Source organism: Phaeobacter inhibens DSM 16374, assembly GCF_000473105.1.
Classification (GTDB): domain Bacteria; phylum Pseudomonadota; class Alphaproteobacteria; order Rhodobacterales; family Rhodobacteraceae; genus Phaeobacter; species Phaeobacter inhibens.
In genome coordinates this window covers 710,208-736,617 of record NZ_KI421498.1, presented here as the reverse complement: position 1 = coordinate 736,617, position 26,410 = coordinate 710,208, and the positions used below count along the sequence as shown (strand labels likewise).

29 protein-coding genes are annotated in these 26,410 nt (G+C 60.6%); 14 read left to right on the top strand and 15 right to left on the bottom strand.

Going from position 1 to position 26,410, the window contains the following annotated elements:
- Positions 1-10: 10 nt before the first annotated feature.
- The 3 genes from INHI_RS0107235 (at position 11) to grxD (ending at position 948) form a co-directional block, all read left to right on the top strand.
- Positions 11-247, top strand: a complete 237-nt coding sequence (locus tag INHI_RS0107235) for a BolA/IbaG family iron-sulfur metabolism protein (protein WP_014874813.1) — start codon at positions 11-13, stop codon at positions 245-247.
- 6 nt (positions 248-253) lie between these two features.
- Positions 254-484 (top strand): hypothetical protein, encoded by a 231-nt coding sequence (locus tag INHI_RS0107230; RefSeq protein ID WP_014880117.1) that lies wholly within the window; start codon positions 254-256, stop codon positions 482-484.
- Positions 485-585: 101 nt separating this feature from the next.
- Positions 586-948, top strand: coding sequence for a Grx4 family monothiol glutaredoxin (gene grxD / locus INHI_RS0107225; protein WP_014874815.1), 363 nt, complete (start codon positions 586-588; stop codon positions 946-948).
- Positions 949-1,062: 114 nt separating this feature from the next.
- On the opposite strand, the gene INHI_RS0107220 is transcribed toward grxD, so the two are convergent.
- Positions 1,063-1,743, bottom strand: coding sequence for a DUF1295 domain-containing protein (locus INHI_RS0107220; RefSeq protein ID WP_014880118.1), 681 nt, complete (start codon positions 1,741-1,743; stop codon positions 1,063-1,065).
- Positions 1,744-1,876: 133 nt separating this feature from the next.
- Between INHI_RS0107220 and INHI_RS0107215 the strand changes: the two genes are divergently transcribed.
- Positions 1,877-2,353: a TetR/AcrR family transcriptional regulator gene (locus INHI_RS0107215; RefSeq protein WP_027247226.1), complete on the top strand. Its 477-nt coding sequence runs from the start codon at positions 1,877-1,879 to the stop codon at positions 2,351-2,353.
- A 76-nt stretch (positions 2,354-2,429) separates the two neighbouring features.
- Here INHI_RS0107215 and INHI_RS0107210 read toward each other — a convergent pair whose 3' ends face one another.
- Both INHI_RS0107210 and INHI_RS0107205 read right to left on the bottom strand, forming a co-directional pair.
- Complete coding sequence (locus INHI_RS0107210) at positions 2,430-2,828, bottom strand: cell division protein ZapA (RefSeq protein ID WP_014874818.1); 399 nt, start codon at positions 2,826-2,828, stop codon at positions 2,430-2,432.
- Entirely contained in the window at positions 2,828-3,856 is a 1,029-nt protein-coding gene (locus tag INHI_RS0107205; RefSeq protein ID WP_014880120.1) for a coiled-coil domain-containing protein, read from the bottom strand. Before INHI_RS0107205 ends, INHI_RS0107210 begins: the two co-directional genes overlap by 1 nt.
- A 284-nt stretch (positions 3,857-4,140) precedes the next feature.
- Between INHI_RS0107205 and tkt the strand changes: the two genes are divergently transcribed.
- On the top strand, positions 4,141-6,162 hold the full coding sequence (gene tkt / locus INHI_RS0107200; protein ID WP_027247225.1) for a transketolase: 2,022 nt from the start codon (positions 4,141-4,143) through the stop codon (positions 6,160-6,162).
- A gap of 506 nt (positions 6,163-6,668) precedes the next feature.
- On the opposite strand, the gene INHI_RS0107195 is transcribed toward tkt, so the two are convergent.
- The 7 genes from INHI_RS0107195 to INHI_RS0107165 all read right to left on the bottom strand — a co-directional run bounded on the left by INHI_RS0107195 (position 6,669) and on the right by INHI_RS0107165 (position 13,546).
- The gene (locus INHI_RS0107195; RefSeq protein WP_036766965.1) at positions 6,669-7,781 is read right to left on the bottom strand and encodes a class II histone deacetylase; all 1,113 of its coding nucleotides are present in this window, start codon (positions 7,779-7,781) and stop codon (positions 6,669-6,671) included.
- Between the two features lie 139 nt (positions 7,782-7,920).
- Positions 7,921-8,856: a branched-chain amino acid ABC transporter permease gene (locus INHI_RS20450; protein WP_051338959.1), complete on the bottom strand. Its 936-nt coding sequence runs from the start codon at positions 8,854-8,856 to the stop codon at positions 7,921-7,923.
- Positions 8,853-9,722, bottom strand: coding sequence for a branched-chain amino acid ABC transporter permease (locus INHI_RS0107185; RefSeq protein ID WP_027247223.1), 870 nt, complete (start codon positions 9,720-9,722; stop codon positions 8,853-8,855). Before INHI_RS0107185 ends, INHI_RS20450 begins: the two co-directional genes overlap by 4 nt.
- Positions 9,719-10,423 (bottom strand): ABC transporter ATP-binding protein, encoded by a 705-nt coding sequence (locus INHI_RS0107180; protein ID WP_027247222.1) that lies wholly within the window; start codon positions 10,421-10,423, stop codon positions 9,719-9,721. Before INHI_RS0107180 ends, INHI_RS0107185 begins: the two co-directional genes overlap by 4 nt.
- Positions 10,420-11,133, bottom strand: coding sequence for an ABC transporter ATP-binding protein (locus INHI_RS0107175; protein ID WP_027247221.1), 714 nt, complete (start codon positions 11,131-11,133; stop codon positions 10,420-10,422). Before INHI_RS0107175 ends, INHI_RS0107180 begins: the two co-directional genes overlap by 4 nt.
- A 3-nt stretch (positions 11,134-11,136) precedes the next feature.
- Positions 11,137-12,417 (bottom strand): ABC transporter substrate-binding protein, encoded by a 1,281-nt coding sequence (locus tag INHI_RS0107170; RefSeq protein ID WP_027247220.1) that lies wholly within the window; start codon positions 12,415-12,417, stop codon positions 11,137-11,139.
- Positions 12,418-12,598: 181 nt separating this feature from the next.
- Positions 12,599-13,546, bottom strand: a complete 948-nt coding sequence (locus tag INHI_RS0107165; protein ID WP_027247219.1) for a helix-turn-helix transcriptional regulator — start codon at positions 13,544-13,546, stop codon at positions 12,599-12,601.
- A gap of 139 nt (positions 13,547-13,685) precedes the next feature.
- Here INHI_RS0107165 and INHI_RS0107160 point away from each other — a divergent pair, with 139 nt between their 5' ends.
- Together INHI_RS0107160 and INHI_RS20445 are read left to right on the top strand one after the other, a co-directional pair.
- The gene (locus INHI_RS0107160; RefSeq protein WP_027247218.1) at positions 13,686-14,066 is read left to right on the top strand and encodes a nuclear transport factor 2 family protein; all 381 of its coding nucleotides are present in this window, start codon (positions 13,686-13,688) and stop codon (positions 14,064-14,066) included.
- A 196-nt stretch (positions 14,067-14,262) separates the two neighbouring features.
- Positions 14,263-15,435, top strand: a complete 1,173-nt coding sequence (locus INHI_RS20445) for an aldehyde dehydrogenase family protein (RefSeq protein ID WP_102870027.1) — start codon at positions 14,263-14,265, stop codon at positions 15,433-15,435.
- 28 nt (positions 15,436-15,463) lie between these two features.
- Here INHI_RS20445 and INHI_RS0107150 read toward each other — a convergent pair whose 3' ends face one another.
- Positions 15,464-15,838 (bottom strand): winged helix-turn-helix transcriptional regulator, encoded by a 375-nt coding sequence (locus INHI_RS0107150; protein ID WP_027247217.1) that lies wholly within the window; start codon positions 15,836-15,838, stop codon positions 15,464-15,466.
- Positions 15,839-15,943: 105 nt separating this feature from the next.
- On the opposite strand from INHI_RS0107150, the gene INHI_RS0107145 reads away from it, so the two are divergent.
- Both INHI_RS0107145 and INHI_RS0107140 read left to right on the top strand, forming a co-directional pair.
- Positions 15,944-16,774: a nuclear transport factor 2 family protein gene (locus INHI_RS0107145; RefSeq protein ID WP_027247216.1), complete on the top strand. Its 831-nt coding sequence runs from the start codon at positions 15,944-15,946 to the stop codon at positions 16,772-16,774.
- A 40-nt stretch (positions 16,775-16,814) separates the two neighbouring features.
- Positions 16,815-17,402: a YceI family protein gene (locus INHI_RS0107140; protein ID WP_027247215.1), complete on the top strand. Its 588-nt coding sequence runs from the start codon at positions 16,815-16,817 to the stop codon at positions 17,400-17,402.
- Between the two features lie 419 nt (positions 17,403-17,821).
- Here the strand turns inward: INHI_RS0107140 and INHI_RS0107135 are convergent, their stop codons facing one another.
- Entirely contained in the window at positions 17,822-18,793 is a 972-nt protein-coding gene (locus INHI_RS0107135; protein WP_027247214.1) for a DUF808 domain-containing protein, read from the bottom strand.
- Positions 18,794-19,073: 280 nt separating this feature from the next.
- On the opposite strand from INHI_RS0107135, the gene gap reads away from it, so the two are divergent.
- Positions 19,074-20,075, top strand: a complete 1,002-nt coding sequence (gene gap, locus INHI_RS0107130) for a type I glyceraldehyde-3-phosphate dehydrogenase (protein WP_027247213.1) — start codon at positions 19,074-19,076, stop codon at positions 20,073-20,075.
- A gap of 89 nt (positions 20,076-20,164) precedes the next feature.
- The gene (locus INHI_RS21190; RefSeq protein ID WP_027247212.1) at positions 20,165-20,308 is read left to right on the top strand and encodes a hypothetical protein; all 144 of its coding nucleotides are present in this window, start codon (positions 20,165-20,167) and stop codon (positions 20,306-20,308) included.
- A 157-nt stretch (positions 20,309-20,465) separates the two neighbouring features.
- Here INHI_RS21190 and coaD read toward each other — a convergent pair whose 3' ends face one another.
- The 3 genes from coaD to INHI_RS0107110 form a co-directional block, all read right to left on the bottom strand.
- Complete coding sequence (gene coaD, locus INHI_RS0107120) at positions 20,466-20,960, bottom strand: pantetheine-phosphate adenylyltransferase (RefSeq protein ID WP_027247211.1); 495 nt, start codon at positions 20,958-20,960, stop codon at positions 20,466-20,468.
- Between the two features lie 142 nt (positions 20,961-21,102).
- Positions 21,103-21,537: a CBS domain-containing protein gene (locus INHI_RS0107115; RefSeq protein WP_014874825.1), complete on the bottom strand. Its 435-nt coding sequence runs from the start codon at positions 21,535-21,537 to the stop codon at positions 21,103-21,105.
- 56 nt (positions 21,538-21,593) lie between these two features.
- Positions 21,594-22,490, bottom strand: coding sequence for a LysR family transcriptional regulator (locus INHI_RS0107110; RefSeq protein WP_014880124.1), 897 nt, complete (start codon positions 22,488-22,490; stop codon positions 21,594-21,596).
- 132 nt (positions 22,491-22,622) lie between these two features.
- Here INHI_RS0107110 and INHI_RS0107105 point away from each other — a divergent pair, with 132 nt between their 5' ends.
- The 3 genes from INHI_RS0107105 (at position 22,623) to INHI_RS0107095 (ending at position 26,186) form a co-directional block, all read left to right on the top strand.
- Positions 22,623-24,122, top strand: coding sequence for a CoA-acylating methylmalonate-semialdehyde dehydrogenase (locus INHI_RS0107105; protein WP_027247210.1), 1,500 nt, complete (start codon positions 22,623-22,625; stop codon positions 24,120-24,122).
- 212 nt (positions 24,123-24,334) lie between these two features.
- Positions 24,335-25,363 (top strand): fatty acid desaturase, encoded by a 1,029-nt coding sequence (locus INHI_RS0107100; protein ID WP_014874828.1) that lies wholly within the window; start codon positions 24,335-24,337, stop codon positions 25,361-25,363.
- A 223-nt stretch (positions 25,364-25,586) separates the two neighbouring features.
- Complete coding sequence (locus INHI_RS0107095) at positions 25,587-26,186, top strand: L,D-transpeptidase (RefSeq protein WP_014874829.1); 600 nt, start codon at positions 25,587-25,589, stop codon at positions 26,184-26,186.
- The last annotated feature ends 224 nt before the right edge of the window (positions 26,187-26,410 follow it).

Sequence of the window (26,410 nt, the reverse complement as noted above, 5' to 3'; positions counted from 1 at the left end):
CATCCCCCCAATGCCGATGCAAGCCCAAGAAATCGAAGACCTGCTGCGCGAGAGTTTCCCCGATGCGGAAATTCAGGTTGGTGGCCATGATGGTGTGCATATGTCCGCGATGGTTATCGATGAGAGCTTTCGCGGCAAAAACCGCGTTCAGCAGCAACGCGCTGTCTATGCCGCGCTGAAGGGCAAGATGGATGGCGCCAATGGAGAGCTGCACGCCCTTGCGCTGACCACCAAGGCGCCCGAGTAACCTGTCATGTCGCTGTTCATGTCCCTTCTGATCCTCGGCATCGTTGTCATGACCGCGCTTGTCGCGCTGATTGGCCAGCGCCGTCCGCCGATTGAAGAGGATGAGACCGATCCGAATTACCACACCTTACGCTCTGATTATCAGTCGGGCATGGGGGGCGGCTCCATGCGGACATGGAAGGTGCCCAAGGACCCGGACGAATACGCCCGCTTCTTTGTGCCCAAGGGGAAAAAGTAACAGCGCCACCTGAAATATCCTGTGCCGATTGGCAATCCCTCTCTTTGTGCCTATATGACGGACAACGGACCAACGGCCCATCCGCCAAAAGGAAACGCAATATGACCGACGTAAAAACCCGCATCGACGAAACCGTCAAAGCCAGCGATGTCGTGCTCTTCATGAAGGGCACCAAGGATATGCCGCAATGTGGCTTCTCCTCCCGCGTGGCTGGCGTCCTGAATTATATCGGCGTTGACTACACCGATGTGAATGTGCTGGCCGATGAGGAAATCCGCGCGGGCATCAAGGACTATTCCGATTGGCCGACCATTCCCCAGCTCTATGTCAAAGGTGAGTTTGTGGGCGGTTGCGACATCATCACCGAGATGACCCTGTCGGGTGAATTGGACGGCATGTTTGAACAGAACGGCGTCACCTTCGACAAAGACGCCGCTGACAAGATCCGCGAAGCCAACGGCTAAACCTGCGGCGGCGGATCTGAGACGATCAGCGTAGCGACACGATGGAAAAGCCTGCCACATTCTGTGTGGCAGGCTTTTTCTTGCGTCCTGCAAGCACTCCGCGACCGCGCCGCCTCAGTAGACGAAGGGCAGGAATTTCGCCGTCCGCGCAGCATAGGCCCGAAACTCCGCCCCGTAGCGATCCGCCAGATACCGGTCCAGCGCCGGAATATGGTAGAAGAGAAACATGCCGGTCATCAGCATTGGAACAACCGCCGCCCAAAGCGATGCTGTCAGGATTGCCCATCCGGTGAACAGAATACTGTCGCCGAGGTAATTCACATGCATCGAATAGGCAAACAGGCCATCGGTGTAACAATGGCCCTTACTCTCTGGTCGCTTTTTCCAGTGCCATCGCTGCAGCTCTGATCCGGTGTTGACCACAGAACCGATCAGCAGCAGCGCACCGCCCAGCATATCCCAGGGGCCAAACGGCGTCGCCTCACCAGAGATGATGCCGGTGCCAAGCAACAGAAACCCGATTTCAAAGGCCGCCATAAACACCGCCAACCCCAGCCCTTCGGACAGATCGACCTTACGCTGGAGCAGGACAAACAGCGTTACCAGATGGCGCAGAAAATACAGCACAGCCGCCCCGGCGAGGATTTTCACGCGCAAAGGGTCCGGCCAACCCGCCCCACCAAAGGCCAGCCAGAGGCAGATCGACACCGATCCCGCATGCAGGGCTGCAAAGCCCAGTTTGGTGCGCAAGGACCGTCCATGGGAGCGGTCGACACCGCCATAACTGCTGCTCATTCAGATGCCCTTTCGTGATCTTCGCCGCGTTCTTGCTCAAGACGGGCTGTTATTTCGTCCAAGTGGTCTACAAAAACAATTGGACAGCTTGATTGAGCTCTGTCAATTCTATTTCGACCAACCGGACGAAATAATGCCAAAGATTGTTGACCACGACGCCTACAGCCAGGACCTCGCGCGCCGCGCGGCAGAGTATTTTTCACGCCATGGCTATGCCGGCAGCAGTATGCGCAAGATTGGCGCGCATCTGGGGCTGTCCAAAAGCGCGCTCTATCACTATTTCCCGACCAAGGAGGCGTTGTTTCTGGCGTGCACGCATCAGGTCATGGGCGCATTCACGTCCCTGGCCATCGCGCCAGATGCGACCGAGGCACAGAAACTGGCGCAGCTGAGGGACCTGCTACGGCCTAGTTTTGCCCGTGAGATGGCGCTGATTTTCGACTATCTGCGCGGCAAGACCGCCGAGGAGATCGCGGCGGATGAGGCGATTCAGCTTGCGCTGTCGACCTATCGCAGCGCGATTGCCGACATTGTCGGAGAGGACGCGGCAGAGACCGCCCTCGCCCAGCTGCTCGGCACGCTGCTGCTCGAATTCATGTCCGGACGATAAGCTGGCCCAAAAAAATCGCCGCAAGCCCAGATGCTTGCGGCGATTATATCATGTAACAACTTTAAGGCTGGACGAGCTAGCCCGCCGCGGTTTGCTCTTCCAGCTCCTGCGCCAACGCTTCGGTACGCGCGGCCAGCTCCGCCAATGTTTCGGTCACCAGCGGCGGCACCACCGGCACCTCAATCCGTTCCGGCTCCGGTGCGGGGGCCGCGCGCAGCTCCGCCAACTCGGCATTGCGCTCCGCCAACTCGGCCTCAACCTCCTTGATGCGGTCCTCAACAGCCGCCGTTTTATCCGCGAGCATCAGCCCAGCCATCAACAGCATCCGTGCCTCAGGCATCCGCCCGATCTGATCGGACAACACCTGCGCCTCATCGTCCAGCATTTTGGCGGCGGAATGCAGATAGCTCTCTTCGCCCTCCTGGCAGGAGACCTCAAAACCGCGACCCCCGATATGAATGGTAACTTCGGGCATCAGATATCCTCCCCTTCGGGCATAGGCTGGGCGGTGAGCGGTGGCGGCGCAGCTGGCATCGGCGCTGCTGGCGTTGGCGCAGCGGACATGACTGCGGTATCCGCAACCGGCGGCTCAACCGCTGCAGCGACGGTCTGCTCCGCCCCCAACAGCGGCTCCAGCTTGGCCAATACAGCGTTGACCTCAGCCTGATCGCTGGCCCGCGCCGCCGTCAGTGCATCGATATCGGTCTGCAGCGCCGCGTTGATCAGCGTCGCATCCCCAACACCCGCAGCATTTGCCTCCCGCAGGGCCGCATTGGACGCGCGCAGCTGATCGTTGCTCTGCCGCAGCTCCTGTAGCGCAGCATCCAGACGCATCAGCGTTTCATTCTGCTGCGCGATGTCTTCAGCGCTCGGGCCTGCGGGACGCTCCGCCAGAGCGGCTGCGGCGCGCGCGGCTTCGGATTGCGCGGCCTCCAGCTGGCGCCGCAACGCCTCCATCTCAGCCTCCAGCGCAGCGGTATCCACCGCCGCCCCCAGATCATCTGGCTGCTCGGCCAGTTCCTCCTGAAGCCGCGCCAGCGAGGCCTGTGCCTCGTCGAGCTCATCTTGCAGAGCTTCGCGGGCAGTCGCCGCCTCATTGCCCTGCACTTCCATTTCCTGTTTCAGGCGCGCCACTTCCGCCTTCAGCGCATCTTTCTCGCTTGTATTGCTCAGCTCATTGCGCAGCAGCTCCACTTCGGATTGCAGCGCGGCCAGCTCACCGATGTCAGCGCCGGGCGCCGGTGCTGCGTTGGCCTCGGCCTCTTCAAGCTTGGCCCGCAGCACTTTCAGCCGCTCTTCCAGCTGGGCATTGGCGAGTTTTTCCTCTTCCAGCGCGCGGCTGAGGTCACTCTGCGCCGCATCCGTCTTGGACTGGGCCTCTGCCTGGGCCTCCGCATGGGCCTCCGCCGAGGCGCGCGCATTGGCCTGCAACGCCGCCGCACCGCTACCAATCCGATCCATTGCCGCCAGGATCCGACCCTGCAATTCTTCGATCTGCTCCATGCCTGCCCCTTTACGACCCCGTGAGTGTCTGCCGGTCTTGTCCGCCGGTCCATATGCAGCGCGCTGATCCCCCGCTCGGCGGCCTGTTTTTGCATCCAGGGCGCGAATCAAGGCGGATCTGACGCTACACATCCAGCTTAGTTCATGCAGGGATAAATTACCCCCTGTTTGCTTTCAACCACTTGCAGCGTCAACTTCGCGCAGGAAGCCGCGCAAACGCTTGATCTTTGCCATATCACTGCTATTGAGCGCTCAGTCTGCCGAAAACCCAGAGGAAAAATCCAGTGGATCTGACAGCCCTGCGCAACGCAAACCCCGAACATTGGACCAAGGCCGCGGCCATCCGTGCCCTGACCCTTGATGCCGTTGCTGCGGCAAATTCCGGCCATTCCGGCATGCCGATTGGCATGGCCGATGTCGCCACCGTCCTGTTTGAAAAACACATGAAGTTCGATGTGGCCAATCCCCAGTGGCCCGACCGCGACCGGTTCATCCTGTCTGCCGGTCACGGCTCCATGCTGATCTATTCGCTGCTCTATCTCATGGGCGACGCGCAGGTGACGCTGGATCAGGTGAAGAACTTCCGCCAGATGGGCGCGCTGACCGCCGGTCACCCGGAAAACTTCCTCATCGATGCCGTGGAAACCACCACGGGTCCGCTGGGTCAGGGCATTGCCAATGCCGTGGGTTTTGCCATGGCAGAGGAGATGCAGCGCGCGCATTACGGCCGCAAGCTGGTCGATCACCACACCTATGTGATCGCAGGCGACGGCTGCCTGATGGAGGGCATCAGCCAGGAGGCCATCGGCCTTGCCGGTCGTCACAGCCTCGGCAAACTGATCGTGTTCTGGGACAACAACAACATCACCATCGACGGCACCGTTGATCTGTCGGATCGCACCAACCAGGTGCAGCGCTTCAAGGCCTCCGGCTGGCAGGTGCTGGAAATCGACGGCCACGACCCCAAGGCCATCGACGAAGCAATTGAAGCTGCGAAGAAATCGAAGAAACCTTCGATGATCGCCTGCAAGACCCACATCGCGCTGGGTCACGCCGCACAGGACACCTCCAAGGGTCACGGCGCATTGACAGATGCGGATCAGATGCGGGACGCCAAGGCCGCCTACGGCTGGACCACCGGCCCGTTTGAGGTGCCCGCAGATGTGAAATCCCAGTGGGAAGCTATCGGCCAGCGCGGCGCCGCCGAGCGCGAAGCCTGGGAATCCCGCTTTGCCGAAGCCTCGCAGCAGAAACAGGACCGCTTCAACCGCGCCTATGCGCTGGACGCGCCTAAGAAACTGTCGGCCACCATCAAGGCGCTGAAAAAGCAGGTCTCCGAAACCCAGCCCAAAGTGGCCACCCGGAAATCTTCCGAGATGGCGCTGGAAGTGATCAACCCGATCATGCCGGAAACCGTGGGCGGCTCTGCGGATCTCACAGGTTCCAACAACACCAAGACCGGCGATCTGGGCATCTTTGACACGGACAACCGCAAGGGCCGCTACGTCTACTGGGGCATCCGTGAGCACGGCATGGCCTCGGCGATGAACGGCATGGCGCTGCACGGCGGCATGCGCCCCTATGGCGGCACTTTCTTCTGCTTCACCGACTACGCGCGCCCCGCGATGCGTCTGGCGGCCCTGATGAAGATCCCGACCGTCTTTGTCATGACCCATGACTCTATCGGCGTTGGCGAAGATGGCCCGACCCACCAGCCGGTGGAGCATCTGGCGATCTGTCGCGCGACCCCGAACACCTATGTGTTCCGTCCCGCCGACACCGTGGAAACCGCAGAGGCCTGGGAAATCGCCCTGACCTCCAAGGACACCCCCTCGGTGATGACCCTGACCCGTCAGAATCTGCCCACCGTGCGGACCGAGCATAAGCTCAGCAACCTCACAGCCAAGGGCGGCTATGTTCTGGCCGAGGCCGAGGGCAAGCGTCAGGTCATTCTGATCGCCACCGGTTCTGAGGTCTCCGTCGCGATGGAGGCGAAGGCGAAGCTGGAAGCCGACGGCATCGGCACCCGCGTCGTCTCCATGCCCTGCATGGAACTGTTCGCAGAGCAGGACGAAGCCTACCGCCGCAAGGTCCTGCCCGCAGGCCCCGTCCGCGTGGGTATCGAAGCCGCCATGCGCGCCGGCGGCTGGGATCGCCTGCTGATGGGCGAACGCGGCCAGGAAAAGAAAGCCGCATTCGTGGGTATGGACAGCTTCGGCGCCTCCGCCCCCGCAGGCGAGCTGTTCGAGAAGTTCGGCATCACCGCAGACCACACCGTCGCGAAGGTGAAAGAACTGCTGGGGTAATAGCTGTCATAACGCGAAAATACGAAGGGCACCCAATCGGGTGCCCTTCTTTGTTGTCGGGTGGCGACTGTGTAGGCAAAGCCGCTGTTTGCTCTTTTGGCTATTGCTGGCGCAAAAATATGTTCGTTTGCCGCGAGCACGTTGTTGCGTAGCGGACCAAATTGCCGAACCGGTCTTTGATCTAAGCCGACATGGAAGGTTCGAAACCGATCTTTCTCCGCAGCCTGGATCGACCAGCGAGGCGAAGTCGGACATAGACTATTGTAACGAATGCAAGTGCAAAGGCACGCGACACCTATTTTCCACTCGCAGCAACGGTATTTCCCTGACGCAGCCGACTTTGCAGAGAAGACGAAAGCAAATTGGTCGAACAGCTCACGTTCGTCCTGTGAAGGCGCATTGGCCACAGCGGTGGATTGCTGGCAATGTGACCACCAATACGCCTTTCAGGGCGGCAGACAGGTAATCGACCACCCGTTGCTACTCACAGCTGTTGGAAACGCTGCCTAATCTGCAATCAGCTCGGCGGCAAATGTCTCCAACCGCTCCCGTTGAAACTGCACGAAATCCGCCGGCGGCTGGTTGGCTTCGGCAACGCCGCGGAACGGATCTTCGACATCGCTCTTGATGCCTGCCATCGTTGCGATCACCTCGTGGGCGCAGAAGGGAACCACCGCCTCCGCGTAGCCGCCTTCATGTACCGCCACCAGTCTGCCACCACATAGATCGCGCGCAGCCTTCATCACTGCGCAAGTGAGATAGGCGAATGTACCGCTGTGGGCCGTCATTCGGCTGAGCGGATCGAAGTTATTGGCATCCAGCCCGCAGGCGATGATGATCAGATCCGGTTTGAATTCATGAAGCGCGGGCAACACCAGCAGCTCCATCGCATCGGCGTAAGACTGGTGGCCCGCGCCCGGCAGCAGCTCGACGTTCAAGTTGCAGTCGGTTCCTGCTCCCGCGCCGCGCTCCTCCCCCAAGCCGGAGCCGGGCGGGAAGCAGCTTTGCTGGTGAATCGAAATCGTCAGAACATCATCGCGCTCATAAAAGATGTCCTGGGTGCCGTTGCCATGATGCACATCCCAGTCAAGCACCGCGACCCGGCCTAGCCCCTTTTCAGCATTGGCAGCCTCGATCGCGATCGGGATATTTGCCAAGAGGCAGAACCCCATGGAACCATCCCGCCCAGCGTGATGCCCCGGCGGGCGCGACAGGGCGTAAGCGTTCTGATAGGTCCCGTCCAGCACATCGAAAACCGCCTGCCGCGCCAGCCCGGCCGACAACGCCGCTATTTCGTAGCTGCCAGCTCCAAAAGGTGAGAACAGACCAGCATTCCCGCCACCCGCATCGCTGAGTGCCTTGAAACGCTCAATGTAGTCACTGCTGTGGACCCGCACCATTTCGCATTCGCTTACTGGCCGGGCCGACTGCACGCCCAGTTGTGCGGTGAGCCCGGATACATCCATCAGCGACTTCAGTCGCCGTTTAGATTCCGGCGATTCTGCATGACCGGCGCCCGCGGGCGGCTGCACCCAGCCCCCGACCGGCATGATCAGCGCATGTTCACCTGTCGTGTGCCACAGGCAGTGTTCGTCAAAGTAGAATCCTGTATCCGGCATTATCTTCCCTCCTCAATTTTCAGGTTGCAGAAGCGCGGCGGCGCATATTTGGCGCGGGCCTAGGCATGCAGACGCGATCCGGCCAGCAAAGCGGCGCGCGTCAAAGTCCTAGTCATCGTCTCATCCCCGAGGTTGTGGACTATGGGTCTCTGACAGCCGTTCTGGCTCTGGGAAGCAGGCGATCCAGCAGGCCGCTCAGCCCCCGCGGCGCTATCAGCATCAGCGCAACCGCGATGACGCCGAGGGCAATCTGGCTCCAGCCGGGATAGGCAGCGAGCCCCTCCCGCAGGAGTACGAACAGCAGCACGCCCAGCACCGGGCCGCGGATGGTCCCAAGCCCCCCGATCACGCAGATGAAGATCGCATTCACTGTCCAGTTGATGTCGAAGGCGGCAACCGGCGAGACATAGAGCGTGCCAAGAAAGCTGATTGCCCCGGCCATCCCGCAGCCTGCCGCAGAGAGCACAAAGATGGTCCCTTTGATCCGCCGGGTCTTGACCCCCAGCGAGCGGGCGGCGGTTTCATCGTCGCGCATCGCATGGACATGCAGGCCATAAGGGCTTTGCTGCAGCAGCCACAGGCCCAGGCACAGCCCCGCGGCCAGTGCCAGCGCAAACCAATGGGCGGTTGCGGGCAGCCAACTGGTGTCGATCCGCCGCGCCGCATAAAGCGGCAGGCCGGACGAGCCTCCGAAGTAGTCCAGCCGGCTGACAACGATCTTGATGATCTCTGCCGCCACCCACATGCCAATGGCAAAATAGACCTCGCGCAAGCGGAACAGAACCGGGGTTAGGGCAAGCGCCAGCAGCGCCGCCCCGGCCCCGGACAACGGGACCATTATGTAGGGAGAGACTGGCAGGTCCCGTGTGACGGCAAACAGCAGATAGGCACCGGTGGCGACAAAGGCGTGGTGGCCAAGTGACAGGAGGCCACCATAGCCCGCCAGAAGGTTCCAACTTTGGGCGATGGCCAGCAGAACCAGCATTTCGGTCAGCAGCGCCAGCCCGCCTGCATTGAGCGCAAGAGGCGCGGCGGCAAGCGCCGTAAGTACAAGTGCGAGAATTGCGCGGATCATCGTGTCACCACCTTTCCGGCAAGCCCCTGCGGGCGGATGAGAAGGAAGACCAGCAGCAGCAGGTGCCCGAAGAGCAGTCCTGACGCCGGATCAAAGTAGAATCCCACCACATGCACCAGCGCAAGGGCGATGCCGCCAAGATAGCTGGCCCAGATGGAGCCAAGGCCGCCGATCACGATCACCTCAAAGGCGATGAGCAACCGCTCCGCCCCGGAAAACGGCGTGATCGAACTGCGTGAGGCCAGCAGCATTCCCGCCAGTGCCGCGCAGGCGGCAGAGACCGCCATGGCGATGGCAAAGATGCGGCGGCGGCGGATGGCAAACAGCGCCACGGTTTCCGCATCATCGGAGGTTGCGCGCACGGCACGCCCCAGCCGGGTCTTGCGCAGGACCAGATGCAACCCGCCGAACAGCGACAGCGACAGCAGGAAGATGCCCAGCGGCAGCCAGCCGATTGTCTGGCCGGCAATGGTGAGATTTGCGGTTTTGACCGCGCCTAGGTCGATGCTGCGGCTGTTGGCGCCGTATAGGCCGACCATCGCATTCTGCATCACCACCGACAGGCCGAAGGTTACCAGCAGCGCGGGCATCGGATCGGGGCTCAGCACCCGGTTCAGCAGCTGGGTCTGCAGCAGCCAACCAAAGACGAAAGCGCCCGCGCAGACCAGCGGCATCAGCAGCAGCGGGCTGAACGGCCAGCCCGAGCTGAGCGTGAACAGCGCCAGCGCGCCGGCGATGGCCAGTTCCCCATGGGCGATATTGGCAATCCGCATGACACCGAAGATCAGCGACAATCCCAGTCCGAACAGCGCATAAAGCCCGCCCAAGAACAGCCCGTTCATCAGGATTTCTATGGCTGCACTCATTGGTTCTCTCCGAAATAAGCTTGGCTCACCTGCTCGAAACAGGCGCCATCCGAAGCGCCTGTAAGCGATACTTGCCCGCCAAGAATGCAGTAAAAACGGTCAGAGGCTGCCAGCGCCCGGCGGATATCCTGTTCGACCAGCACAATGGTGGTGCCGCGCGCCTTTAGGTCTGTAAGCGCCTCATAGACACGGTCCACGATCACGGGCGCCAGACCGAGGGAAGCCTCATCCACCAGCAAAAGCTCCGGGTTGGTCATCAGCGCGCGACCGATGGCCACCATTTGCTGCTGACCGCCTGACAGCAGCCCCGCAGGGCGCTGTGCCATTGGCGAGATTTCGTCGAACAGCTCCAGCACCTGTGGCAGGGTCCAGTGCCCGCGGCGCCCCACGTCGCCGCCGATCATCAGGTTTTCCGCCACGGTCAGGCTGGGGAACAGCCGCCGCCCCTCCGGCACCATGGCAATGCCGCGCTGCGCCAGCGCGCCGGGGTCCAGCGCCAGAATGTCCTGCCCGGCAAAGGTCAGCTGTCCGGCCTCTCGTGTGCCCAAGCCTGCAATCGCCCGCAGCAGCGTGGTCTTGCCAGCGCCATTGGCACCGATCAGCGCGACGGTCTCGCCTTTCGCTACATACGCATCAATTCCAAACAGGGCCTGGAAATCGCTATAGCGCGCGGTCAAGTTCTGCATCTGCAGCAAGCTCATGCCGCCGCCCCCAGATACAGCGCGCGGACCTGCGGGTCGGCGGCGACCACCTCCGGGCGGTCCTCCATCAGCTTGCGCCCCAGCGCCAGCATCATGATCCGATCCGAGGCCTCCTGCAGTGCGTGGGCGATATGCTCAATCCATAGGACCGCCAGCCCCGCTTCCTTCAGCCGCTTGACCAGCAGCACCATCTCGGCGGTTTCCTGATCGGTCAGCCCGCCGGACACCTCGTCCAGTAGGATCACTTTGGGATCTGAGGCCAGCGCCTTGGCCAGTTCGAGCCGTTTGCGGTCCAACAACCGCAGCGCGGTGCCGGGGCTGTTGCTGTGTGGCCCCAGGCCGGTGATCTCCAGGATCTCCTCCACCCGCGCCCGCGCTGCCCGAGGCGCAATGCCGTGGCTGGCGTGCTGTGCCAGATAGAGTGTCTCTTGAACGCTGAGAGAGGCAAAGGCCCGGGGCACCTGAAAGGCACGTGCCAGCCCGGCACGGACCCGACCGGCCGTGTCCAGCCCGGTTACATCACGCCCTGCCACATGGACCGATCCGCCAGCGGCGCGTGTAACATCGGTCAGGAGGTCAAAGAACGTGCTCTTGCCCGCGCCATTGCCCCCCATGATCCCAAGGCAGTTGCCCGGTGCGACGGTGACCGAGACATCCTCGATCACCCGCAGGCCGCCAAACGCCTTGCTGAGATTGCGTGCTTCCAACATGGCTCAGACCTTGGGCAGTGCGATGGTTTCGCTTTCGACGCGAAGGTCAGGCGCGAGGGTGTTTTCGGTAATCACCAGTTCAAACGCATGCTTGCCCGATGACTTGCGCCACTGACCGCCCGCCAGCTGGGTCTTGGCCACATTTCGGATCGGGCTGGAGGCAAAATCCACCGGCCCCACAACCGTGTCCAGTTTTGTGGTAGCAAACACGTCGCGCACTGCCGCCCGATCCTTGGGCGCGCCGGACTGCACCAGTGCGTTCAGACCCACCTCGAACAGCGCATGGCTGTAGCCCAGCGTCTGCACCCATTGCGCATTGCTGTCTGCTTCCCAGGCGTCAGCCAGTTCGCGGGCGCTTTGCCCTGTGAAGGAAGAGACGAAGGGGACATTCGGGGTCCACCAGACCTCAGTCGTCATGCCATCGCCGCGCGCGCCCATCGCCTCGATCGCCTGCGGGAACAGAAAGGCCGCAGCAAAGGTGCAGGCCTTGGGGGTGTAGCCCGCCTGCCCCGCCTGGTTCCAGAAGGTGATCCAATGCGGCGGAAAGCCGAAGCCGGTCACAATATCTGCGCTGGCGTCGCGGAAGCGGCTGACCTGGGCGGAATAGTCATCCGCGTCGATCTTGAACATGCCGCCCTCAATGCGCGAATAGCCGCCCCGTTCCATGAAGCCCGGCAGCCCCATCGCCGGATCCGCAAAGGCTTGTCCGACCGGATTGTCGAGATAGAAATCGCCAACGCTCTTGTTGGTGTCGAGCTGATCCCAAAGCCGCACGAATGTGCTCATGGCGTCATCAGCCCCCCAGAAGAAATGGAAGCTCCAGGGAAAGCCCTGTTCCGGGTTGGAGCCGCGCGGGAACATCCAGGCCTGCCAGGGCTGCATCGTGCTCATCGTCGGGATGCCATGAATATCGGCGATCTCTCCCAGTGCCACCGCCGCATCGCCGTCGTTGATCAACAGCAAATCGACCTGATCGCGCAGGATCAGCTCATTGCCAGCGGAGATTGAGCGGTTCATGTTGGACTGATTGTCCTTCACGATAACCTCGACCTCATGGGTGCTGCCACCTGAGTTCAGCCCGCCCTCCAGCTGCTTCCGGATGCTATCGACCATCCACTGATCAGACGTCCCGAACGAGGCGCGCGGCCCGCTCAACGGCGAGATGAAACCGATCCGCACCTTCTTGGACGCAGCGGTTGCAATGGGTGGCATCGCCAGTGCGCCGGTTGCGGCGGCCGTTCCGGCCAGGAAACTGCGGCGGCTGAAAGATGTGAGTTTGGTCATGGTGATCCTCCCTGTTTCCTAAACGGTATGGAAGGGCGAACGGGCCAGACATAGTGCAGATGCACTATCCAACTGCAGGCTTTTGTTTGATCCTGCAGCGCTTCCGGATACAGAAAGAAGCTGCGGAAAATCAGCAGCCTAGTCCCGGGTTCAACTCAATTGCAAAAGGCCGGGCGCAGCTCTAGCGCGGCAGGCCGCCCGCCAAGCGAAGCAGTTCGACTTTGTTGTGAACGCCAGTCTTCCGGTAAACGGAGGCCACCTGATTCCGCACGGTATTTACTGATACGCCAGATTCTTCGGCAATCACCCGCATGGTCGCCCCGGCAATCAGCAGCTCCGCCACCCGGCGTTCCTTTGGAGATAGCCGGTTCAGCGGGCTGACGGGCTGGGCGGAAACCAGCCACAGATCGTCAGAATAGCGAACGCGGCTGAAAGTGGTCCCGGAAGGTGCGGTAACCACCGCTTGCCCGGCAAATTCTCGCAACATTGCGGTCGGCTTCTGCTCTGGTGCCAGTCCGTCTTTCACCGCGCCATTGAAGCCGGAAGAGCACAAGAACAATTCGCCCTCATGGTCCAGCAGCGCCCATTCGTTGCATGGATCCACACGCAAACCCAGATCCAGCTGCAAGCACATCGACAGGGCCTGTTCCAGATGCCGCAGGATGGCCAGAAAATCCGTTGTCTCCGTATCGGTAAAGGCCGGGTTCTGGCCATGCCTGTAAAGCGACATGAAAAAGTTGAACGGACCTTCGCGCACCTTGCAATGGCCGTTCAGCATCTGAGTCAGATCGAATTCCTCAGCAAAGACCTTAAACCCGGGATCTGTCACAGCATCCTCGACCGACAGCGACCGGGCGTACCGTTTCAGGGAACGACCGGTGCGCACAAAAGGGTCATTCACCAGATGTGCCTTGACCTTGGGCTCGAACCCCTCCGGCAGACCGCTGACCATCGTATGCACCATGGCGATCTTGCCGCCCCGAAACACCGACCAGCCCCACCAGGCGGAATCAAACACCGTAATGCCGCGCATCAACCCGATCATGTACTGCTGGAAACGCAGCGGCGTGTGGGTGTTGGCCTTGTTCATCAGGCTCAGCAAAAATTCACTCAGATCATAGCGGTTCATGGGGTCCGGATATCCCGCGCCAAGCTGCCAAGCACATAGTGCATCTGCACTATACAGCACCTCTCTTTCCCTGGCTAGCGTTGGCGTCAGTGCCCAAGAACTGCAGAGGGCATGCGCAAATCCAAGGGAGGATAACACCATGACTGCAACCCTAAAAGACGTCATCGCCGAGAAGTCACGCCAGTTCGAGGCAGACTTTGCCGCTGGCGATGTCGCCGCGCTGGTGGAAGGCTACTACACCGCCGACCCGGTGGTGATTGGCCAGGGGATTGGAACCTTTACCGGGCCCGATGGTGCCTCAGCCTACTTCCTGGGCGCGGTGCAAGACATGAAGACGGCGCAGTTATCCACCACATCGGTGCAGCATGAGGGCAGCAGCGCCATTGAAACCGGTCGGGTGGTGCTGACACCGCGTGCTGGGGGCGCAGGTGATATCCATCTGGCCTATGTGGTGGTCTGGCAGAACGGCGAGGACGGCTGGAAGGTCCACATGGACTATTTCATGCCCGCCGCCGCCTGACCCGCTGGCGAGGAGAACACCCCATGAAATTTGAAATGACAATCGGCGGCGGCCCCACTCCCGCGGCTGCCCGCTTCGATGTGGCCAATCCGGCAGGCGGGCTGGCAGGCCGAGCACCAAACGGAACACTGGCGGACCTAGACCGTGCGGTAGCAGCCGCGCAGGAGCGCCTTTGCCAGCTGGTCGCAGCTGTCCCATGCCGACCTTCAGCGCGATCACGGCTGAACAGGGCAAGCCGCTCAATGGCCTCGGATCACGTTTTGAGATGGGCGGCGCCCAAGCTTGGGCTGGATACACCGCTGAGCTGTCGCTGCCGGTCAAGGTGCTGCAAGACGACGCCGAAGTCCGGATTGAGCTGCATCGCAAACCGCTTGGTGTTGTCGGTTCGATCACCCCCTGGAACTACCCAATTATGATAACGGTTTGGCACATCCTGCCCGCGCTGCGGACCAGCAATACAGTGGTGATCAAACCCTCGCCGCTGACTCCGCTCAGCACGCTGCGGCTTGTGGCTTTGCTAAACGAAGTGCTGCCTGCGGGTGTTCTTAATTGTATCACCGGCGACGACCAGACTGACAAACTGGGAGCGGCAATGTCTGCCCATCCGGGCATCCGCAAGATTGTTTTCACCGGCTCTTGCACGACCGGAGAGAAGATTATGGCCGCGGCTGCGCCGACAATGAAGCGGCTGACGCTGGAAATGGGTGGCAATGACGCGGGCATCGTGCTGCCGGACGCCGATCCGCAGGCAATCGCCGAAGACCTTTTCTGGGGCGCCGTCATCAACAACGGCCAGACCTGCGCTGCGCTGAAGCGCCTTTATGTGCATGAAGACATTCACGATGCAGTCTGTGCCGCGCTGGTCGAATTTGCCCGCACCATTCCTGTGGGTCCGGGATCCGACGAGTCCTCCATCCTTGGCCCGCTGCAAAACCCGATGCAGCACGCCAAGGTTTCCCGTCTCGTTGCCGCTGCCCGTGAAAAGGGCCAGATTCTGCTGGGCGGACATCCTGGTGAAGGGCTGTTTTTTGAGCCCACGATCATTGCCAGTCTTACCAATGGCGACCCGCTGGTGAATGAAGAGCAGTTTGGCCCAGCCCTGCCAGTGATCAAATACAGTGACGTGGAAGAGGTAATTGCCGCCGCCAACGACAACCCCAACGGGTCGGGCGGATCGATCTGGTCCAGCGACATTGCCAAGGCGCGCACCGTCGCGGCACGGCTGGAATGCGGCTCTGTCCGGATCAACAAGCACGGCGCGATCCAGCCCAACGCGCCCTTTGGCGGGGTGAAATCCTCGTGGCTCGGCGTGGAGTTCGGCGAGGAGGGGCTGGCGGAATACACCGATATCCAAGTGGTATTCGCCTGAACCGGCGGCCGGGACAGCGGTCCCGGCCCTAGCCTGCGCTGTCGTAACGCTCCCGCGCCGACATGATTTCCGGCTGTTTCGCCACCGCCCAGGCGGCCATTGCGCCTATCGGTTCAAACAACGACTTGCCCAGCTCCGTGATGGCATAATCAACCCGCGGCGGGACCACCGGAGTGACCCTGCGCGCCACCAGCCCATCCCGCTCGAGTTGCCGCAAGGTCTGGGTCAGCATCCGCTGCGAGACATCCGGGATTGACCGCTGAATCTCGGAAAACCGGTGTTCCCCGTCTCGCAGCAGCAGGATCACCAACAGGCTCCACTTGCCGCTGATCTGCGCCAGTACGGTCCGGATCGGGCACAGATCCAATCCCAACTCCCGTTCGATTTCTTCACGCCGCTTCATAGGTTTTTCCTGGTTACTAAAAAGTGCCTACTTCTGAATCGGAACCACGCTTCCTAATAGTAACCAATGAGCCCAACTCACGCAACTGACACGATGGATACCACCATGACACTTCTTAAAAAAGCAGCCGCAGCTGTGCTTGCCTCCACCGCCGCAACCAGCGCTGCCGCAGGGCCTGCAGAAAACAAGGCCACCGCTGTAGCCCTCTTGGAGCAGGGCCTCGCCAAAGGCGACCGCAAGTTCATCCGCGCGAATGTCGCAGAGGATTACATCCAGCACAACCCGCAGGCCGCCGATGGGCGCGAAGGGCTGCTGGGCTTTGTTGATTTTCTTGAGACCCTGGATCCGCCAGTGCAGGTGAACCCGGTCAGGGTGTTCGGCGATGAAAATTTCGTGGTGATCCACCAGACTGCAGAGTTCTTCGGGCCGAAGGTGATCATCGACCTGTTCCGCTTTGAAGACGGCAAGCTGGTGGAGCATTGGGATGCGATCCAGGATGAAGTGCCTGAGACCGCCAGCGGCCGTTCGATGATTGATGGCACCACCGAAATCACAGATCTGGGCAAGACCGAAGCCAACAAGGCACTGGTTACCGGCCTCGTCATCGACGTGCTGATGGGCGGCGACCTTGCCAAGATCAACAGCTACATCCGCGCCGACTACATGCAGCACAACCCCTATGTGCCAGACACCCGCGATGGGCTGAAGGGGTTCATTGCCTATCTGGCCGAGAACGAAATCTCCTTCGGCTACACGAAGCTGCACAACGTGGTGGCAGAGGGCAATTTTGTGATGACCCAAGCCGAAGGCATCTACGACGGCAAACCCACCGCCTTCTATGACCTGTGGCGCGTCGAAGACGGGTTGATCGCCGAGCACTGGGACGCGGTGCAGGAAATTCCTACCGAGTTCGCCCACGGCAACGGCATGTTCTGATCCCCCTCTTCCACTTCACACCCAACAGAAAGGATATACCATGACCGAAACCCGCTTTCTCTGGACCCTGGCCATTCTCGCTGCAACTGCTGGCGCCGCAGCCGCGGAAACCTACATCACCGACCCCGGCCACACTGAGGTCCGCGTCGGCTGGAACCACGCTGGCGTCTCCATGCAGCACGGCGAATTCACCACCGCCAGCGGCACTCTGGAACTGGACGCCGAAAGCCCAGAAACCGCTAGCGTGACTGCCACAATCGCGGCGGACAGCTTCTTCTCCGGTGTCGATGCGCTTGATCAGCATGCCAAAAGCGCGGATTTCCTGGACGCCGTCACCTACCCGGAAATCACATTTGTCAGCACCGCCTTGAAGCTCACCGGTGAGGACACTGCAGAGATCACCGGCGACCTGACGCTGCACGGTGTCACCAAACCGTTGGTGCTGGACGCGCGCCTGACCCATCTTGGCGCGCATCCGGTCGGCCAGTTCTTCGATTATTACAAGGGCGACTGGGTGGCCTTCTCCGCCAAGGGGCAGATTGACCCGGCAGACTTCGGTGTCGGCAGCAGCATCCCGGTGGGACAGTTGACCATCAACATCGACACTGAACTCAAAGCAGCCAAGTAATCCGGCGATCTGACAGCACAAAGGCTCCGGGGCCTTGCTCCGGGGCTGGTTGGAAAACCATTTCGAGAGCAGTCAGGTCATTTCGCAGATTTTCAAGACACTCAGGCGGCCCGGTCGGCTGCATAGGCAAACAGCCAACCCCATGCATCTAAACGACAGGCTTCTTGCCTCTTGTCGCGACTTGGAGCCAAAAGAAACAATGACAACTGATAAGAAATGCGCCTGTGCCGCCCGGCTTCCACGGCCTGATCTGCAACCACATCGCGGCATTTTTCTTGAACGACCGCTTTACCTCCAAGTTTACAGCACAATCTTTTTGGGTAGTGCGGCGGTGTAGCACGCTGCGAGCTCGCGCAGCACGGTTGGGAGAGGTCCGATTTGGGCTCGAAGCCGACATCGTTCTACTCACCAATAGGTGATCAATGCCCCGCTGACTTCCCCGACACAGTCGCAAGCACCGGCCCCACAACCTTCGTCGCCAGCGGAATCAGGACCAGCCCCCAGGCCAGCCCAAACACGCCATCCATTGTGGCCTTGGCACTCCACTCGGCGAAACCGGTCCAGGCCACCGGCACCGCGTGGCCGACGGCATAGGCCCAGTCGTGGATGTGATGGCCCAGCCAGCCAAAGCCCAGCACCTCAAGCCCGTGGATGATGATGGAGCCGCCGACCCACAGCATCGCAGCGGTGCCGACCACCGACAGGATCCACATCAGCACCGGCATGAATTTCACCAGCCCACGGCCCAGACCGCGCCCGATAGGCGTTGGTGCATTGCCCGCCAGATACAGCCCCACGTCATCCATCTTCACAATCACCGCCACCGATCCGTAAACCGCCAGCGTCACCCCGATGGCGACCACCGCCAGCGTTGCCGCCTGCATCCAGACATTTGGGGCCTCAATGGCGGCCAGCGCGATGGTCATGATCTCAGCCGACAGGATGAAATCGGTCTTGATCGCGCCTTTGATCTTTTGTTCCTCCAGATGGCCGGGATCCTTCACCGACATATCCTGTTCGATCTCGTGGCTGGCATGGGGGAACAGCACGTGAAAGATCTTCTCGGCGCCCTCAAAACACAAATAGGATCCGCCCAGCATCAGCAGCGGCGTAATCAGCCAGGGCGCGAAATTGGCCAGCAGCATGGCGACCGGCAGCAGCAAGATCAGTTTGTTGAACAACGACCCGCGGGTGATGCGCCAGATGATCGGCAGTTCGCGCGCAGGGGCAAAGCCTTGCAGATACTTGGGTGTCACCGCCGCATCGTCGATGATCACGCCCGCCGTCTTGGCCCCCGCCTTGCTCGCTGCTGCGGCCACATCATCGACCGAGGTCGCCGCCACCTTTGCAATCGCTGCCACATCATCGAGCAAAGCCAACAATCCGCTCATACCCGGTCCCCTTTTCCATTCGCGCGCATTTTGGCCCACCCTATCCTATCGTCTATCAGGTACAAGCCGTTGAGCGGCCCGTTTGTTCCCGCCCTGCGTCAAACACCGTCACCTTATGCTGCTGCACGCCGGCAGAAACGTTATCGCAATCAGTCAATTCCGTTACCGCAACCAGTCAAGTTTTGCGCTAACAGTCTGGAATAATGCCGTTTTTAAGCTTTTGACCCGAGGGAATGGTCGCTATAGCGAGGGCAATTCTTGCTCGCTTGGAGATACGCATATGACCATCAAAGTCGGGATCAACGGGTTTGGCCGCATCGGCCGCTGCACCCTGGCACATATCGCAGCCTCTGGCCGGGACGATATCGAAGTGGTCAAGGTCAATGCCACCGGCCCGCTGGAGACCGCAGCGCATCTGCTGAAATACGACTCCGTGCATGGCCGTTTCCCCGGCGAGGTCACCTTGGGTGAAAACACCATGAACCTCGGCCGTGGTGATATGCAGATGTTCTCCACCTACAACATGGACGATCTGGACTGGTCGGGTTGTGACGTGGTGCTGGAATGCACCGGCAAATTCAACGACGGCGAAAAGGCCAAGGCCCATCTGGCGCGCGGTGCCAAGAAGGTTCTGCTGTCCGCCCCCGGCACCAATGTCGACAAGACCATCGTCTTTGGCGTCAATGACGACAAGCTGCGGGCGGGCGACCGCATGGTCTCCAACGGCTCCTGCACCACCAACTGTCTCGCCCCACTCGCCAAGGTGCTGGATGAAACCGTCGGCATCGAAAGCGGGATCATGACCACGATCCACGCCTATACTGGTGATCAGCCGACGCTGGACCGCCGCCACGACGATCTCTACCGTGCCCGCGCTGCTGCCATGGCGATGATCCCAACCACCACCGGTGCGGCCAAGGCACTGGGTGAGGTGTTGCCAAATCTGAAGGGCCGTCTTGATGGTTCGGCCATCCGCGTCCCAACGCCGAATGTCTCCGCCGTGGATCTGACCTTCCACGCGAGCAAACAGACCAGCGTTACCGAAATCAATGCCATCATGAGCGAAGCCGCCAAGGGCCATATGTCTCGCGTCATCGGCTATGAACCTGCGCCGCTGGTGTCGATTGATTTTAACCACACAGAACACAGCTCGATCTTTGCCCCGGATCAGACCCGCGTAGTGGCAAACAGCCTGGTCCGTGTTCTGGCCTGGTATGACAATGAATGGGCCTTCTCCGTGCGGATGGCGGACGTCGCCGTCGCCATGGGCCGGTTGGGATAATTCAGACAGCCCCCAGTACCACCGGCATCGCTTGTAACACACCGCCCGGTCAGGCATATCTGACCGGGCGTATTTTTTGGGCCGGGCCTATGACCAATCGAATTGCGATCATATTAGCGCTGCTGATCATCACAGCAGTCGCCATAGATATCTGGATCTACGGCCAGGTGCATATGGTGTTTCTGGGCAAGCGCCTGTTTGAATTGCTCGACTGGATCGCATTCTGGCGCTGATACCGGTCGCTGCGCTATAACTTTAAAGCAGCGGCAGAACCTCGGCGTTGCAGGATCGGCGCTGACATCTGCTATATCGCCCCAAAGAGAAAGCGGCCACTTGGGACCGCTTTCATATATGGACTTCCCTTTTGTGCATTGCGCTGTGGGCAGCCGCTTATTTCGCCAGTTGGCGGCGTAGCTCTGAGGCAACCAGCGGTGTGACGAACTTCGACACATCCCCGTCCAACCGCGCGATTTCCTTGACCAGTTTTGACGCAATCGCCTGATGCCGTGCCTCGGCCATCAAAAACACCGTCTCGACCGAACTGTCGAGGGCACGGTTCATGCCGACCATCTGGAATTCATACTCAAAGTCGGCCACCGCCCGCAGCCCCCGCACGATGATCTGCGCACCAACGTCGCGGGCGCAGTCAATCAGCAGATTCTCAAACGGATGGGCCACAATTTCGGTGCCGGTCTGTTCGCTCAGCTTGGCACATTCGGCCTCGATCATGGCGACGCGTTCTTCTAATGAGAACAACGGCCCCTTGTCACGGTTGATCGCAACGCCGATCACCAGCTTGTCCACCAGCGCGCTGGCTCGGCGGATAATATCTATATGCCCCAATGTGATGGGATCGAATGTGCCGGGATACAAGCCAATACGCATGGGGCCTCTCCTGCCTGCTGGTTGGATGCGCGCAAGCAAACATTTTTGTCATCGGGGCGCAAGAGCGTGGAAATACCGAGCCGCTCCTGCGCCGTGACGTCAGGGCTTCGACAGCGGCCACGGCCAGTGTCGAAGCGCAGGGTCAGTGACCCATGATCATGCCCTCAAGGGCATCTTTCTCCATCGCAACCTCGGCCAGCTGTGCCTTCACAACATCGCCCAGCGACACCAGACCGATCAGCTTGCCATCTTCCACCACCGGCATGTGGCGAAACCGTCCCTCGGTCATCTGTTTCAACACATCCTCGACATTGGACTGGCTGGTACAGGTGACCAGCTTGCGGGTCATATACTCACTGGTGGCCTTGCTGAGACAGCCGGAGCCACTGCGGGCCAGTTCACGCACGATATCGCGCTCGGACAGGATCCCTTCGGCGGTCTCGCCATCGCTGGAGACCACTACGGTCCCGATCTTGTGATCGCCCAGCAGTTTGGCAGCCTCAGATATCGTTGCCTCAGGAGCAATGGTCACCACCCCAGAGCTTGCCTTAGACTTCAGAATCAATTGAACCAGCATAGGCGCTCCTTTTTGTAATTTTCTTGCGTACCACCAAGGGTTGCCCTATCGCGGCATCAAGTCAAGCCTTCCAGCCGGACCACTTCGTCGCGTATGCCTTTCGACAACGCCTGCGCAAACCGATTGAGCCGGTCGCTGCGCTGATCCCCCTGGTGGCGCACAAGGTAGAAACTACGCGTCAGGCTGATCTTGTCGGTCAGCACTTTGCGCAGGGAGCGGTGCGACGGCAGCGTGAAATCATGCGCCACGCACAGCGCTGTCCCCTCCGCCGCCAGTTTGATCTGCACCGAGACTGAATTGGAGGCCAGCGCCACCCGCTCGACGCCAAGATTGGCAAGGTAATCCAGTTCGCGGTCAAAAATCATATCGGGAATATAGCCGATCATCTTGTGATGCTTCAGATCGTCCAGCTTTTCGATCGGCGGATGCTCGCGCAGATAGTGACGCGATCCCACAAGATGCAGTTTGTAGTCGGTGATCTTCTGCACCAGCAGCTGGCCCGCGGTGGGCGCGCTGACAGTTACGGCCATATCGGCCTCGCGACGGCTCAGGTTGATCACCCGCGGCAAGGCGACGATCTGGATATCCAGATCCGGGTTCTCGGCGCCAATCTTGGCACAGACCTGCGGCAGCAGATAATTTGCGCTGCCATCCGGTGCGCCGATACGGATCTGCCCGGACAGCGTATCGCTCGGCCCCACCAGCGCCTCCTGCCCCGCGCGCATCGCCTGTTCTGCCGCCTCCGCATGACCCAACAGACGGTCCCCGGCGGCACTCAGTGCATAGCCCTGCGGCGATTTTACAAACAGCGGCGTATCCAGCGCCTCTTCAAAGCGGGAAATCCGCCGCCCAACCGTTGCCGGGTCCATTTTCAGGATCCGCCCGGCCCCTGACAGGCTGCTCTCACGCGCCACTGCCAGGAACACCCGCATGTCATCCCATTGTGGATCCATGAGCTTTCCCTCCTCCTGCCGTCAACATTCTGTTAACCTTTGCGTTCCTGCAAAGCCTCTTTGAGATCTTTCCTCTTTTCCAGTGTTTTTTGCAAGCCTAGGATGGCGACAACATGAACAGAGGAGGATCCGATGAAAGAGCTCGGCCACTTTATCAACGGCAAACTTGTCTCCGGCACCTCGGGCCGGTTTGACGATGTTTTCAACCCCGCCACCGGCGGCGTGCAGTACCAGTGCCCGATGGCCAGCGCTGCAGAAACCACCGATATCATTGAAAAGGCTGCTGCCGCGCAGCCGGCCTGGGGCGCCACCAACCCGCAAAAACGCGCCCGCGTGATGATGAAAATGGTCGCGCTGATGAACCGCGACATGGACAAGCTGGCCGAGGCTCTGAGCCGCGAGCACGGTAAAACCATTCCCGACGCCAAAGGCGATTTGCAGCGCGGTCTGGAAGTCATCGAATATTGCGTTGGCGCACCGCAGATGCTGAAGGGTGAATTCACCGACAGCGCAGGCCCCGGCATCGACATGTATTCCATGCGCCAGCCGCTGGGTGTTGTCGGCTCCATCATGCCGTTCAACTTCCCTGCCATGATGCCGCTGTGGCACGTTGGCCCGGCGCTGGCCTGCGGCAACGCGGTGGTGCTGAAACCTTCCGAACGCGATCCCTCCGTGCCGCTGATGCTGGCGGAGCTGTTTGTTGAGGCAGGTCTGCCCGAAGGTGTGTTCCAGGTTGTGAACGGCGACAAGGAAGCCGTGGACACCATTCTGGACAGCGAAATCATTCAGGGCGTGTCCTTCGTCGGCTCCACCCCGATTGCGCAGTATATCTATTCCCGCGCCACCGCCAACGGCAAGCGCGCGCAGTGTTTTGGCGGTGCCAAGAACCACATGATCGTGATGCCAGACGCCGATCTGGACCAGGCCGCAGATGCGCTGGTTGGCGCCGGTTTCGGCGCGGCTGGCGAACGCTGCATGGCAATCTCCGTTGCCGTCCCCGTCGGTGAAGAAACCGCCGACAAGCTGATCGAAAAGCTGATCCCGCGCATCGAAAAGCTGAAAGTCGGCCCCTACACGGCTGGCGACGACGTCGACCTCGGCCCGGTTGTGACCGCTGCGTCCAAAGAACGGATCCTGGGCCTGATCCAGTCCGGTGTCGATCAGGGTGCCAAGCTGGTGGTCGATAACCGCGACTTCAAACTGCAGGGGTATGAGGACGGCTTCTTCGTCGGCGCCCACCTGTTCGACCATGTCACCCCCGACATGGACATCTACAAGCAGGAGATCTTTGGCCCGGTGCTGTCTACCGTGCGTGCGAACAGCTATGAAGACGCGCTGAAACTAGCGATGGATCACGAGTACGGCAACGGCACCGCGATCTTTACCCGTGATGGCGACACCGCGCGTGACTTCGCGTCCCGTGTCAACATCGGCATGGTCGGCATCAACGTGCCAATCCCTGTGCCACTGGCCTATCACACCTTCGGCGGCTGGAAGAAATCCATGTTCGGCGACCTCAATCAGCACGGCCCGGACAGCTTCAAATTTTACACCCGGACCAAGACCGTGACCTCCCGCTGGCCCTCGGGCATCAAGGAAGGTGGCGAGTTCAACTTCAAGGCGATGGACTGATTTTCAGGTCAATCCGCTGGCAATTCAAGGCTCCGGCGCTGCCGGGGCCTTTTCTCATTGTATGGTCCGCAATTGATGTTGCCGCGCCGCACTCCCCGTATTTCTGCGCACTTGCGCGTGATTTCATCGCATTTGGCCCGGATTTTACTTGCTCAATATCACCGGTAGTCTATCCGGTCTGCCAGAGGTAGTGAAACGACAGGCAGATAAGTATGTCCCAAAAGCAGAACGGGCCGCAGACGGCTGAGAAAACGGCACGTGATTGGGTCAAGATCCTCGCGCAATACCGCGAGCCCAATATGCTGCGAAGCCTGTTTGAACTGACCGTCACCGTTGTGCCTTTTGTGCTGCTCTGGGCCTTGGCCTGGTGGTCACTCTCGGTCAGCTACTGGCTGACACTGGGCCTCTCAGTTCTGATCGCGGCCTTCCTTCTGCGGCTCTTCACCATTCAGCACGATTGCGGCCATGGTTCGTTTTTCAGCAACCGTCGGCTCAGCGACTGGGTCGGACGCATCATTGGTGTGCTGACCCTCACGCCTTATGACGTCTGGCGCCGCACCCATTCGATCCATCACAGCACCCATGGCAACCTCGGCAAACGTGGCATGGGCGATATCCACACCATGACCGTCGCCGAATACCGCGCCGAAAGCCGCTGGGGCCGTCTGATGTATCGCCTCTACCGCCATCCGATCACCCTGTTTGCGATTGGCCCGGGCTATCTGTTCTTCCTGCAGAACCGTATTCCCTACGGTCTGATGGGACAGGCCCGCTACTGGATCAGCGCGATGGGCACCAACCTCACCATCGTGATTGCGCTCGCTGCGATCTGGTATTTTGGCGGTCTGATGCCGCTTTTGCTGATCTTTGTCCCTGCAACCCTGCTTGCCGCTACCGCCGGGCTGTGGTTGTTCTACGTCCAGCACCAGTTCGAAACCACCCAGTGGGAACAGGAAGACGACTGGCAATTGCATGATGCCGCCCTGCACGGCAGCTCACATTACGTGCTGCCGCCGGTGCTGCAATGGATCAGCGCCAATATCGGCATCCACCATGTGCATCACCTCTACAGCCGCATCCCGTTCTACCGTCTGCCGCAGGTGCTGCGCGACCATGCCGAACTGGCCGAGGGTAACCGGATGACCATCCGCGAGAGCCTCGCCAACGCCAGGCTGCATCTGTGGGACGAGAACAGCAAACGCCTGTTGTCCTTCGCTCAGGTCCGTCAGCTCTACGGCTGACCGGCCCCTGCGCGGCTGTCCCCGTCCGGATACTCCAGTGGAGCTGTCCCGGTGCGCATCTCCAACAGCGCATACCAAGCTGTGGCAAATTTTCGCTGACCCAAGCCTCATCGGGCTACACAACCCTGTGAGACCAGCAATTTTCGCAACCTGCCCCCCTAGGAAATTGCGGCGCCATGCTTAGTTTAACGACGCATGCCCGAGCAGACCGCCGAAGGATACCATGACCAAAATTTACATGACCCGCCGCGCCGCCCTGTCCGGGCTTGGCGCCACATTGGCCACACCGACCCTGCTGCGCGCGCAGTCAAGCGATGCCTTCCCGGTGGAAGAGCCAAAGATCGAGACCGAAATCCCGGTCAAACGCAATATCTCCTCTTTCCAGCAACAAGCCTGGCAGGATCATTTCGATGAGCTTGGCGTGGGATGTATGCTGGCCGATATCTCTTCGCGCGCGCTGCATTACTGGGGCGGCGATGGGGTCACCTACCGGCTGTTCCCCTCTTCTGTGCCGATGACAGAGGAACTGACCAAGCGCGGTTACACCAAAGTGGTGCGCAAGGCCAAGAATCCAAGCTGGACCCCGACAGCCTCAATGCGCGAACGCGACCCTTCGCTGCCCTTGCGCATGGAGGGCGGCGCTGGCAATCCGCTGGGTACCCGCGCCATGTACCTCAGCTGGCCCGCCTATCTGGTTCATGGCACCCATGATACCCGCAAGATCGGTCGCCAAAGCAGCTCCGGCTGTATCGGCCTCTATAATCAGCACGTCGAAGCGCTCTATGAGATGGTGGAGGTCGGCACCCAGGTCCGCCTGCTCTAAGCGCAGACGCACCCAGCAGCTGGACCCGCGGCCATTTCGCCAGCGCATAACGAGGAATGCCACCAACGCGGCTCTACCTGACAAGGTGACGGCTGAGGCCCCGCCTCAGACCGTGGCCCCCAACAGGCTGCAAACCGGCAAAGCGCGCACCGGCATTGCGGGGCGCGCTTTTATATAGCCAGTCAGATCACTCCATAGCACGCGGGCCAATCCGAGACGGCGCG